This is a genomic window from Occallatibacter sp. (genome assembly GCF_049802275.1).
GTDB lineage: Bacteria > Acidobacteriota > Terriglobia > Terriglobales > Acidobacteriaceae > Telmatobacter.
The window spans coordinates 1-11,212 of record NZ_JBARMD010000042.1 but is presented as its reverse complement, the minus strand read 5'-3'; the positions used below and the strand labels follow the sequence as shown (position 1 = coordinate 11,212).

Annotated in this window: 10 protein-coding genes; 5 read left to right on the top strand and 5 right to left on the bottom strand. The window is 59.1% G+C overall.

From position 1 onward, the window contains the following. Positions 1–514: dihydrofolate reductase family protein (locus tag WA354_RS01270; protein WP_472811197.1), on the top strand; the 514-nt coding region annotated here is incomplete at its 5' end. A gap of 62 nt (positions 515–576) precedes the next feature. Here WA354_RS01270 and WA354_RS01265 read toward each other — a convergent pair. The 5 genes from WA354_RS01265 to WA354_RS01245 form a co-directional block, all read right to left on the bottom strand. After that, positions 577–1,173 carry a hypothetical protein gene (locus WA354_RS01265; RefSeq protein ID WP_472811196.1) on the bottom strand — a complete coding sequence of 199 codons (597 nt, stop codon included), beginning with the start codon at positions 1,171–1,173 and terminating at the stop codon, positions 577–579. 166 nt (positions 1,174–1,339) lie between these two features. Further along, positions 1,340–2,965 (bottom strand): MSCRAMM family protein, encoded by a 1,626-nt coding sequence (locus WA354_RS01260; protein ID WP_472811195.1) that lies wholly within the window; start codon positions 2,963–2,965, stop codon positions 1,340–1,342. A gap of 17 nt (positions 2,966–2,982) precedes the next feature. Continuing rightward, entirely contained in the window at positions 2,983–4,710 is a 1,728-nt protein-coding gene (locus WA354_RS01255; RefSeq protein ID WP_472811194.1) for a carboxypeptidase-like regulatory domain-containing protein, read from the bottom strand. A 157-nt stretch (positions 4,711–4,867) separates the two neighbouring features. Then, on the bottom strand, positions 4,868–5,245 hold the full coding sequence (locus WA354_RS01250) for an MmcQ/YjbR family DNA-binding protein (RefSeq protein ID WP_472811193.1): 378 nt from the start codon (positions 5,243–5,245) through the stop codon (positions 4,868–4,870). 44 nt (positions 5,246–5,289) lie between these two features. Then, on the bottom strand, positions 5,290–5,823 hold the full coding sequence (locus WA354_RS01245) for a YybH family protein (protein ID WP_472811192.1): 534 nt from the start codon (positions 5,821–5,823) through the stop codon (positions 5,290–5,292). Between the two features lie 287 nt (positions 5,824–6,110). On the opposite strand from WA354_RS01245, the gene dxs reads away from it, so the two are divergent. The 4 genes from dxs to WA354_RS01225 all read left to right on the top strand — a co-directional run. Beyond that, a complete protein-coding gene (gene dxs, locus WA354_RS01240) occupies positions 6,111–8,000 on the top strand; it encodes a 1-deoxy-D-xylulose-5-phosphate synthase (RefSeq protein ID WP_472811191.1) in 1,890 nt (629 codons plus the stop codon). Positions 8,001–8,147: 147 nt separating this feature from the next. Beyond that, positions 8,148–9,623, top strand: coding sequence for an amidohydrolase family protein (locus WA354_RS01235; protein WP_472811190.1), 1,476 nt, complete (start codon positions 8,148–8,150; stop codon positions 9,621–9,623). Positions 9,624–9,788: 165 nt separating this feature from the next. Next, positions 9,789–10,550, top strand: coding sequence for a DUF2127 domain-containing protein (locus tag WA354_RS01230; RefSeq protein ID WP_472811189.1), 762 nt, complete (start codon positions 9,789–9,791; stop codon positions 10,548–10,550). Positions 10,551–10,986: 436 nt separating this feature from the next. Beyond that, the coding region (locus WA354_RS01225; protein WP_472811188.1) for a division/cell wall cluster transcriptional repressor MraZ at positions 10,987–11,212 on the top strand (226 nt) is incomplete at its 3' end.

Genomic DNA, 11,212 nt, shown 5'->3' with positions numbered 1-11,212 from the left:
CTATAGCGTAGCCACCAGCCTCGACGGTTTCATCGCCGGTCCAAGGGGTGAATTCGACTGGATCATCCAGGACCCGACCATGAACTTCGGCGAAATGTTTCGCCAATTCGGCACCGCTGTGATGGGGCGACACACCTACGAGGCAATCCTGCGCGAAGGACGCTCGCCCAGGGAATTCGGCATGAAGGTGTTTGTCGCTTCTACCACGCTCGACCAGGCCCAGCACCGCGACGTCACCATCATCGGCTCAGGGGTGGCCGAAACTGTGAGGGAACTGAAACGTGGATCCGGGAAAGACATCTGGCTCTTCGGCGGCGGCTCAACGTTTCGCAGTTTGCTTGATGCAGGCCTGGTTGACCGCGTAGAAGTCTCGATCATTCCCGTGCTTCTCGGCGGCGGGATTCCCCTGGTTCCGGAAGGACGCCGCTGGCCGCTGCAGTTCAAGGACTCGCGCACTTTTCCCAGCGGCATCATATCGCTGACTTACCTTGTCGCTTCTCTCCCGCAACTCTAAGCCGAACGCAATGGGCGGAGGCTCACGCCTCCGCCCATTCGCATTTTCTACTGATTGTCAGATCAGAAGTGGTACACCAGTCCGATGCCGGCGCGCGCGTTCCAGCGCGTGTGTGCGGAGAAGCCTGGCTGGAAGGGAACCAGCGTGAAAGCCGACGCAATGTCATCGCCATAAGCACGAAGCGACCAGCGCGCGTTCCTGTTGTAGTCCAAGCCGACGCCGCCGCCCCCGGCGAACGAAACACTTGGTTCAATGGATACGCCGCCGGTGTGCACTCCGCCGATCAATCCCTCGGCATAGCCGCTCCACCTTTCAAACAGATTTCCGCGAATCACAACGCCTCCGAGGAACATATCCACGGTCGGCCTTCCAGGGTTCGTTGCGGTTACGTTCCACAGATAGTGGCTGTAATCCCCCTTGATTCCGAAGTGATCGCCTAATCCGCGCGTGGCCGAAACATCGATGCCCCCCAGGCCGCTGCGTGACTGGTTGACCTGGTTCAAGCTTGTGTATGCGTAGCCGACATAGGCGTCGTATTTGTATTCCGGCTTGGTCAAATCCTTGGGCGGCCGCTCTGGAGCGACCTGGCCTCTAGCAGAGATGGGAACAACAATGGCCGAAGCCGCGGCCAGGATCAAAAACAGCAACTTACTCTTCAATGCAGATTCTCCTCAGCACAATGGTGCGACGCATCAGCCATCACTGGCCTCTGCCCGCGAGGTCCCCAGGGACTGGTCTTGGTCCGTGGGCAAATAGTGCGGGTGCCGTCACTTAAATTCGGTACCCTCATAGACTACCTTCTCGCCCCCGGTTCCACGAAACGCGTTACCGCATCTGGACCGGCACGGGCGAACTCAAACGGATAAGCGCTCCCGATTGCTCTGTTATTGTGACGCTTGTGCCCTCGCGAAGATAGCGTGCCATGGCATCGGGGCTGCTCCAATCCAGAGCCCATCCGTCCTCGATGGCAATTGCCGTGTAGTTACCTGGAGCCACGTCGGGGAGCGCAAAGCTTCCGTCTGAATCCGATTGATCGCGGCGCGTCAGCGCCTTCCACAGCGCTCGATTGTTCGGCAGCAGCACAATCATTGCTCCGGCGAATCCGTTGCCATTCTTCCGCGCGAAGCCTTCAACGCGCGTCACCGCTCCACTCAGCGTGACCTGCAACTCTGTCGCTCGCTCCTTCAGTGTCACAATGTTCCCGGCCCGCTGCACACCGCCTGCACTTACTGCCACAACCGGCAACGCTTTGTCGCCGGCGGTGGCCATCACCGCCCACTCGCCCGGCGGCACAGCGTCGAATCTGAAGCGCCCCTGGAGTGCCGGCGCAGCATAGAGGCTCTGTCCTGCTCCGCCATCTACGCGTTGCAGCGACACGGTGATCTCCTCTGCAAGCGGCGCCCTCGAGGTCATGCCCACTTGTCCCGCCACTGAGATGGCTGCGCTGCCCGCATTCGCATCCAGCTGCTGGTTCGAGGCGAGGTCGAGATCCACAATGCGCGGCGGTTCGCCCTGCGTAAGCTCGTAATGGCCCGGCGCGATGCCACTCATTTCCACTGAACCTGTCTGCAAAGCGTCCAGGAAACCGGAGCTCTCTGCTCCCACTACGTTTCCGAAGATGATTTGCTGCAGCTCTGGTCTTGCCAGCGAGCCATCTGGTTTGCGCGGAACCGCGATGGAAAGATGCAACGCCGGCACCGCATGCATACCGATGTTCACCTCCACTCGGCTTCCCCCCGCCAGCACAATCGGAGTTGCCGATCCCTCCTCCGTTGTCGAATCAAAATACGTGACTGGGTATGCCACATCGAGCGCTGCATTCCGCTTGGCCGGAGTGCCTTCGTGAATCGCGTACCACGGCTCTGCCGCCACCGCCAGCAGGTATTCACTAGCCGGAAGATCGCTGAACTCGTAGGCGCCGGTATCGTCAGTAGGGGACGCATCTACCTGGACAGTCCGCTCGCCCGCTCCTGGAAACTGTGGCCGCTTGAACAACATCACGCGTGCATCCGCGACAGGCTCGCCGTCGTCGCTGGTCACTACGCCGCGCACCACTGCCCCCGGCATGAGCTTGAATTCGAGATGAGTCGGGTCCTGGTCCGGGCCGGCCACGATGGCGCTCGAGAACTGGTCGTGTTCGTCGTAAAAAGCGGAGCGAAATCCGCGCTTTGATGCGGTCAGTTGGTATTTAGCTGCAGCCAGCCGCTCGAGTGCGAATCGTCCGTCGTTGTCGGTTACGCACGAGGCCACCGCGTGGCTGTCGTCGGACTTCAGCGCCTCGACCGTCGCTCTGCGCACTGGTTCACCTGTGGCCGCGTTCACCAGAACGCCGGCGATGCGATACGGTCCTGACATCTGATTGGCTGCAGTCAACTGTGTTGTTACTTGCGCCATCGCAACCACAGCACCGCACACCAATATTCCCCCGAGCCACAGAGCCGCTTGTCGCATTGCCAATCCGCCGGGCCTCACTGCTGTGGCACCTCAACCGTCAGTTCCGTCTCCACGGAGGGTGCAACCGCAACCGCCTGACCCTGTAGCGACGCCAGCACCGCCGGATTGCGATACTCCAGTGCCACCGGTTTGGCGAATGTGTACACGTGGTAGTTGCCCGGCGTAAGCCCCGTCAACGTAATCCTGCCGCCCGACGAAGGCCGCAGCGTCTGCGGCACCACATCTTCAGTTGAATCGAAATCGGGAACAGCGTACACGGTGTAAAAGCGCTCTTCGCCGGCGCCCAGTCCCACCGATGTCGGCAGCGAGAGCGTCAGCCGTGCGCAATCGTCCCGCAAGGCAAGAACCAGCGGGGCCGCAGTGCCCGCGATACCCAGCACCAGCGGCTCGTGAGCGAGGCTTGCGCCGCCCGCGGTAAATGTAGCTTCGCATAGCGTTTTCGGAGAGATGCTCGTGTGCACCCAGTACGAACCTGGCGCCGGCTGTTGCGTTTCCAGCAAGGCTGCAACTGAACCTTCGGCATAACTGCTGACCATACCGTCGCCGATCCAACCACCGGTCTGGCTCAGGGTGACGAATATACGCGTATCACCCGTCTGTGCGCCTCCATTCGGATCCCGTGCGGCCGACACCTGTATGGAATTGCTGCCTCGTTCCGACAAGGGAATCCGCAGGTTGGAAACCGCGTGACCTGCGACGGCAAAGCTAACTTCGCCCGAGATCGGCGACGGAGCCATCGCAGAGAGACCAACGCTTTCGCCGTTTCGAGCATTCCGGACATGGATGATCTCGCTCAGCGGCAACATCGCAAGAAAGGTGTAGGTGCCGTCTGGAAGAGATGCCTGAACCGTGTGCGTGGCGGAGTCATATTGAGCGGCGTATGGCAGCGGATGCGCCTGCGCATCCCCCACCTGTACCGAAACATTGTCAGCCCCGGAACTGGCTTTTGGTGCGGCCACCCTTGCGGTCACCGATTGAAACGGCTCAAGCGTGAGAGCAATGTTGGCCTGCGTCGATTCGCCACCAGCGACGCGGATCTTCGCCGCACCCGCCAGGTCGCGCGCATCGGGGTAGAACACGCTCGCATAGCCCTCGCGCGCCACGTTGCTTCCACTTCCGCTCTCCACCAGATCGGTTGCTGCGTCGCTGTCCATTGCAGGTTGCGTATACACCGCGTACAAGCCGTCAGAAAGTCCACCAAACCTGTAAAAGCCTTCACTGTTGGTTTTCGCGTTGGCCTCGGACTGCCATACAGCGCGTCCATCCTGCACGGTGCGCCGCAACAGCGTGACCTGGATTCCCTGCGCCGCGTCGCCGGTAGAAAGCTGAATCTGCCCTTGAATTGCATTGGTTGGTTCCATCGTGAACACCACGTCGCCCATCGGTGCCGCGATGATGACGTTGTGCCCGTAGCCGTGGGTGTTATGTGCGTTGCTGTCTGCGCCGGCTTCCATCTCATCCATGAATCCCGGTTTCACGACTGTGAACTCCTGCGGACCCTCGGGTACATTTGCGATTTCGAAGCGCCCCTCACCATCTGTCAACACGCCAGTCGAGGCGTCGCCATTGATGCGCACCAGCGCACGGGCCAGCGGTTCACCCGAAACCCCGTTGCGCACAATGCCGTGCACCGTGGTCTGCTGACCCGATGAATTTGTTTGCTGGGGATCCTGCGCCGCTGCGTTCAAGCCAAGCGTGAGAGCGATGAAACTGCCTGCCAGCGTGTGCACCGCAACGCGCAAGCAAAATATCAGGCACGATCGACGCCTTTTATCGTCGAGCCATCGAGCGGTGCGCGCATTTGTTGTGGTTGAGTCCACCCACCATTCTGACGGTTCTGAGCGGGGAAGGGAATCGCCGCAGCACCAGGGGCCCGCGTTTGTGGAAGACGTGTGTTCGTCAGATTGCTTCGAGCAACTTAAGCAGTCTCTTTGGTGCCGTCTGTTCGTAGCTGCCCCGCACGAGTTCCTTAACTTCGGACCAGTCCACGGTGGACCGATCGAGACGCAGCCCGACCCAGCCGCGCGGCCCGAAAGCAGGCATGATGAATTTCCCTGGATTCCCGGCGATCAGTCTCTCGTTATCGCCAGGCAACACTTTGCAGCAAACACTCACGATGCCGTCGCCGTGATGATCGTTGAGGTAATACGCAAAGACCTTCTTCGACACCGTGAAGGTGGCGTGCGAGCCATGGTCTTCGCGCACAACCTGAGGAAGCGCAAGGCATATCGCGGATAACTTCTTAAGACGTTCTCGCCTCTTGTCCGCGTCCGGCATACCTAGCCTCCGGCGAGGATCAAAAACCAAGCATGCGATGAAGCCTACGAATTCGGCAGCTTGCAGCAATCGCCCGCGGCTGCCGGTTCATTTGCGCCCGCGTCGAGCGCGACTTTCCAGGTCCCATTCGCCTGCCTGCGCCACACCGTGATGTAACGCCCCGAAGTCGTCACGGGATTTCCGGCGGCGTCCTTGCTGTGACCTTCGAAATGTCCCCACGTGTATCCCATGTCGCCAGAAGGCCCCATCTGCGCATCGGTCGGAGTCCACGTGAGCTGATAGACCTTCGGGTCCCAGTTTGCGGACTTCGCGATTGCCACAAGCCCGATCAGCGGTGCCTGTCCATTGTTCAGTGCCACTCCATCCTCCGCAAACCAATCCGCAAATGCCACGCCCCCGCGTTCCCGTACGTCCCTGGCAAACTTTGCATCGAGATCGAAAAGCAGCACCTTGCCCGGCTTCGCCGTCGGGTCCATCAAGGGGTTCGGCAACGGATTCGGCGACGCCTGCTGTTCACCCGGCATGGGCAACTGTCCCCAGGCCGATCCCGAACCAGCAAAGCCCAGAATTCCAGCCATCACAGCGCTGCACAGAAGTCCCCGGCGCATTTCCATTACCACTCGCAACACCTTCATCGGCACACCTATCCCCAAAGAATCGTACACAATCAGCGTGAATCGTGCCTCCGGTTGCGCCGTTTTGCCCTATCAAAGCAATACCTTACGGTTGATTTGGCGTCTAACATTCCAGCGCCGGAAACTGCCCATTGGTATACTTTTGGTTGGCAAAGCTGGCATTTCAAGCGGTAGCCCTCTAGAGGCTATTTGCCAACGAATTCCCGGCACATCCGGGGAGAGGGGTTTACATGGGCGCATTGCTTGAGACGATCCACTCGCCGGCCGACCTCAAGCGCCTCAACCCCGCGCAGATGGATGAACTGGCAGAGGAGATTCGCGCATTCCTCATCCAGACCCTTTCCAAAACCGGCGGACATCTTGGGCCCAATCTCGGTGTTGTCGAGTTGACCCTTGCCCTCCACACTGTCTTCGATACACCTGCTGACCGCATCCTGTTTGACGTAAGCCACCAGGCCTACATTCACAAGATTCTTACCGGCCGCCTCGATCGATTCCCTACCATCCGCCAGCCCGGCGGACTCAATGGCTTCATGCTGCGCACCGAAAGCGAACACGACTGCTACGGTGCCGGCCACGCCGGAACCGCGCTCTCTGCGGCACTCGGCATGGCCGTTGCGCGCGATCTAGCCGGCGGCCATGAGAACGTGATCGCCGTCGCCGGAGACGCCGCGTTCACCAATGGCATTTCGTTCGAAGCGCTCAACAACATCGCCGATCAGACCAGGCGCCTTATCGTGGTCCTCAACGATAACGAGTGGTCCATCGACCGCAACGTCGGCGCCATCGCTCGCTACTTCCATCGCATCGTCACCAACGAGCACTACAACCGCCTGCACGACTCCGCGCGTCGCATCGTGGAAAAGATCGGCGGCAAGACCGCGGTCGAGGTTGTACGCCGCGCCGAAGAAGCTGCCAAGAGCATGCTGTGGCCATCGATCATGTTCGAAGAATTTGGCCTGCAATACTTCGGCCCCATCGACGGACACAACCTGCCGCTGCTGATCGAAACTTTTAAATTTCTCAAGGCTGAAAATCGCCCTGTGCTGCTGCATGTGCTCACGCAGAAGGGCCGCGGTTTCCAGCCCGCGCTCGATGGACAGAAGAAATTTCACGGACTCGGACCGTACGATCCTGAGACCGGCATGACCAAGCCTGCCGGCGTGCCCACCTACGCCGAGGTGTTTGCCAACACGCTGGTGAAACTCGCCGACAAGGATGAGCGCGTCGTGGCCATCACCGCCGCGATGCCCAATGGAACCGGCCTCGATCTCTTCCGCCCGCATCATCCCAAACGCTATTTCGATGTCGGCATCGCCGAAGAACACGCAGTCGTATTTGCCGCGGGCATGGCCACGCGCGGCTACCGGCCCTTCTGCGCTATCTACTCCACGTTCTTGCAGCGCGCCTTCGATCCGGTTGTGCATGACGTTGCACTGCAGAAGCTTCCGGTAGTTTTCTGCATGGATCGAGCCGGACTTTCCGGCGACGATGGTCCAACGCATCATGGCCTCTTTGACATCAGCTATCTGCGCGGTATCCCCGAGATGGTGTTGATGGCCCCCAAAGACGAAGACGAGCTCGCCGACATGATGGCCACCGCTCTCACCCTCGACGGCCCCAGCGCCATCCGCTATCCCCGCGGAGCCGTTGCCTGCGTCGAGTGCAAACTCGAGCCGCAGCCAATCCCAGTAGGCAAAGCGGAAGTTCTTGCCGATGGCTCCGATGTCGCGATTCTCGGCCTCGGCCCCATGACCATGCTGGCGCGCGAACTTGCCGAGCGTCTCGAGCGCGACGGCTTTTCCGCGGCAGTTATCAATCCGCGTTTCGTGAAGCCGATCGATCGCGAAATGCTCACCGCCTACGCGCGGCGCGTCGCCGCATTCGTCACCTTTGAGGATCACGTGAAGATGGGCGGCTTCGGTTCAGCCATCATTGAAGCATTGCAGGAGATCGGCATTGCGGTTCCCGTCGTTCGCATCGGCTGGCCCGATCAGTTCATCGAGCACGGCAAGATCGAATCTCTTCGCGCCAGGTATGGACTCAGCGTTGACGAAGCCTTCACACAGGTGCTGCCTCTGCTGCATTCGCGCAAGCGCCGCACACTGGTTGCGAGTTGACGCCGATGAATTCTTTACAGGCACAGATGTCCTTTGAGAACGCCTGATTTGCACGCGTCATCCCATATCTCTGTCTCGCATCTGTTCACTGCGCCATCTAACCCGGACATGGCCGTGTGCGACAATCCAGTAGATAAACTTTCTCTTATGCGACCACTACGTATCGTGCTGGCAAAGATGCTGCTGGCGCTGTCGGTTTGCGTTCCCTCCTCGTCGCAACCTCTCCCCCAGGTCGCGCCCAAGCCTGCTCCGGTTCCCCTCGTCCTTATCGGCGGCACCATCATTGACGTCACTGACTGGGGCCGCTCCGCGCTCGATCAGCAAAACTCCATCGTGATCATCCAGAACGGAAAAATCACCGATGTCGGTTCGCGCTTCATCATTCCCATACCCAAAGTCGCGCAGGTCATCGACTGCACAGGCAAGTTCATCATCCCCGGTCTCATTGACGGCTTTACGGGAATGAACAGCCAGGGGCAGGCCAACGCACATCTCTACATGGGCGTCACCACCATCGTTGCCAGCGGCGACGACCGCCGCGGTCATATCGATTTCTACGCAAATCCCAGCCCGCACTTGTATCTGCTTGATTCGGTCGGCTCCACGGATAACTGGAGCCTGCTGATGGGACACGATAACTGGACAGCAAAACTCAGTGAAGGCGCGCACCCCGCAGAACTCAGTCCGGAAGACACGGCCAACCAGATCAACGCCACCGCACATCTCGGCACGCGCGTCCTGTGGCTCGGCTGGGATATTACCGCCGCGAATACTCAGTGGATCATCACCCGCGCACACCAGCTCGGCCTCGTCACCTACGGCGAATTCATTTCAACGCCCTACAGCGTCGGCATTGATGCGGGCGTCGACGCGCTGCTGCACATGAGCCGCTACGAAATCGGTGTCATCCCTGACGAACTCCAGCGGCCGCTCGTTGGCGATCCCTACGGGGCTGCGGCCACTACGGCCTACGACTACGCCGGGCATCTGCCTCCCGCCGATCCGCACTTCCGCAACTATGGGCACTTCATCGCAACACATCACGCCGCCCTGATGCCCACTTTCAGCCTCTTCTATCTCAATCTTCCCGATCATCGCAATCTGTGGAAAGAGCCGGCTGCCTCTGTTCTCAATCCAATCGATATGTCCATGCCGTCCAATCGCAGCACGGGCGAACTCGACTACCCGCTCGCGGCCTGGACCAAGCACCTGCCCAATGTGACGGTGCGCTGGATGGAAGAGAGCCAGCGCAAAAAAGCCGATCTCTACGCCATGCAACTCTGGCGCATCAATCAGACGATCTACACCGCTTACCCTCACTATCTCGCCGCTTCCGGCGCAGCCGTCAAAGGCACCATGCCCGGCATCTCCCTGCACACCGAACTTGAAATGCTGGTGCGCATCGGCCTCAGTCCGCGAGAAGCCATCGCCGCAGCCACCAACAACTATTCGATTCAATTTGGCTGGAGTGAACTGGGACAGATTGCGCCCGGCCGCCGCGCCGACATTCTCGTTCTCGATGGCGATCCCACCGTCAATGTCTGGAATGCGCGCCGCATCTCCACGGAAATCTTCGACGGCAACATTATCGACCGCGAAGCACTGCTCAAATTGAAAAAGTAGAGCGCTACGGCCGCCTGTCCGCACGTCTAGCGGAAAAAGCGGAGTTCGGAGAAGAACGCTCGAAAAGCCATCACTAAGCGAAATGGCCATCAAGTGCTCGCCAACCGGGCTGTGCCAGATCAACAAGGCTACCGCGGTTACCCCGGTCACGGGAGTCTGGTCCGTTTGAAACTTGATGTATTGCCATCGGTCCGCGAATTGACTACTCTCATGGAGCGTTCTGGCAGCATCGAACGGTTCGAGGATTCAGGCCGCACTTTGACCCAGTCCACAAAACAACCCGGCTTCGGCGGTCGTGACAGACCTGCTGCCTTTCATTCCGACCTGGCTGCGCCGATCCATTCCGGTGAACTCCCCAACGACCGCTCACGTAAGATGAAGGGAACGGTTCGTTCAGGTTTCGAACTGCCGGAAAGCATGACTGAATCGAATCCGCAGCTCGACCATGAGCGCCATAAACACAATCGATGGCTCGTACTGATTGCGGCCTACAAGTTTCTTCTGGCCGCAATGTTCGTTGCGGTCGGGGTAGGCGCGCTGCGCCTGATGCACAAAGACATCGACGACGTCATAAGCAAAATCGGCGACCTGCTGCGGTTCAATCCTGAGTCCCGCTTCGTCAACTTCCTGTACAACCGGGCTTCTCTCATCAATGATCCGCTCCTCAAGCGAATCGGCGCACTGGCCTTCAGCTACGCTGGGCTCAGCCTTGCAGAGGGCATCGGCCTCTACCTCGAAAAGGCCTGGGGCGAATATCTGACCCTTGCGATTACCGCTTCATTCCTGCCATGGGAGATATTCGAGGTCTTCCATCGGTTGACGTGGGTGCGCGTGGGCCTGCTGGGGGTGAATACGCTGGTCTTCATCTACCTCCTCAGGATTGTCGCGAGCCGTCGCAAGCCCGCCGAATCCGAACCCTCCGCATAGATCGCCAGCCTTCTTTAAGCGTCGGCCTACCACTAATCAATTTCGAAACTGCGGCTGTTTCGCTTTTTGTTCTCCTATAAGGCCAACCGACTCTTTTGAAAAGTGCCAATTCTACATGGAGACTCAAAACGATAAACACCATATCTTGTGGCCTTGATTTGGGTTCCCCTATTAGGAGCTTCCCAGAAACGGAATTTGCGTCCGTTTTGTCCCTAACCCCCTAAAGTTGCAGGGTTTCAACAGAAATTGTCGTTGGAGTGGAAAACTCCCTGGGCTATTATCGTGTCTGAAGTGGAGTGAAGTGGAGCAAAAGGGATCTAAGGGCTCACTTCCAAAGCAAGAATACTCCGATCTCACCCACTTCAGAGCTGATTCCGGGAGCACCGACCCAGATTCGGAACCAGCTTTAACACCGAGTACGAGGCGAACGACAAGCATGTTTCGTGGCAATCATCCAGCGAAGGTTGATGAAAAGGGGAGGCTTAAGATGCCCTCCGCCTTCAAGCAGCTGGTTGAAGCGACAAATGTTACGCAGTTTTATGTCACTTCCACCGATGGCAAAAGCGCCGAGATCTGGCCGCTGCCCGAGTGGGAAAAAAGGGAGCAGCAATTGGCTGACTCCAGCACCATGGACGACGCGGTTCGCAAATACCTCAACGTGA

Excerpts from the sequence above, each read along its gene's own strand:
- WA354_RS01260 (WP_472811195.1), bottom strand. The coding sequence starts at position 2,965 with ATGCGACAAGCGGCTCTGTGGCTCGGGGGAATATTGGTGTGCGGTGCT.
- WA354_RS01235 (WP_472811190.1), top strand. The coding sequence starts at position 8,148 with ATGCGACCACTACGTATCGTGCTGGCAAAGATGCTGCTGGCGCTGTCG.
- WA354_RS01250 (WP_472811193.1), bottom strand. The coding sequence starts at position 5,245 with ATGCCGGACGCGGACAAGAGGCGAGAACGTCTTAAGAAGTTATCCGCG.
- WA354_RS01245 (WP_472811192.1), bottom strand. The coding sequence starts at position 5,823 with ATGGCTGGAATTCTGGGCTTTGCTGGTTCGGGATCGGCCTGGGGACAG.
- dxs (WP_472811191.1), top strand. The coding sequence starts at position 6,111 with ATGGGCGCATTGCTTGAGACGATCCACTCGCCGGCCGACCTCAAGCGC.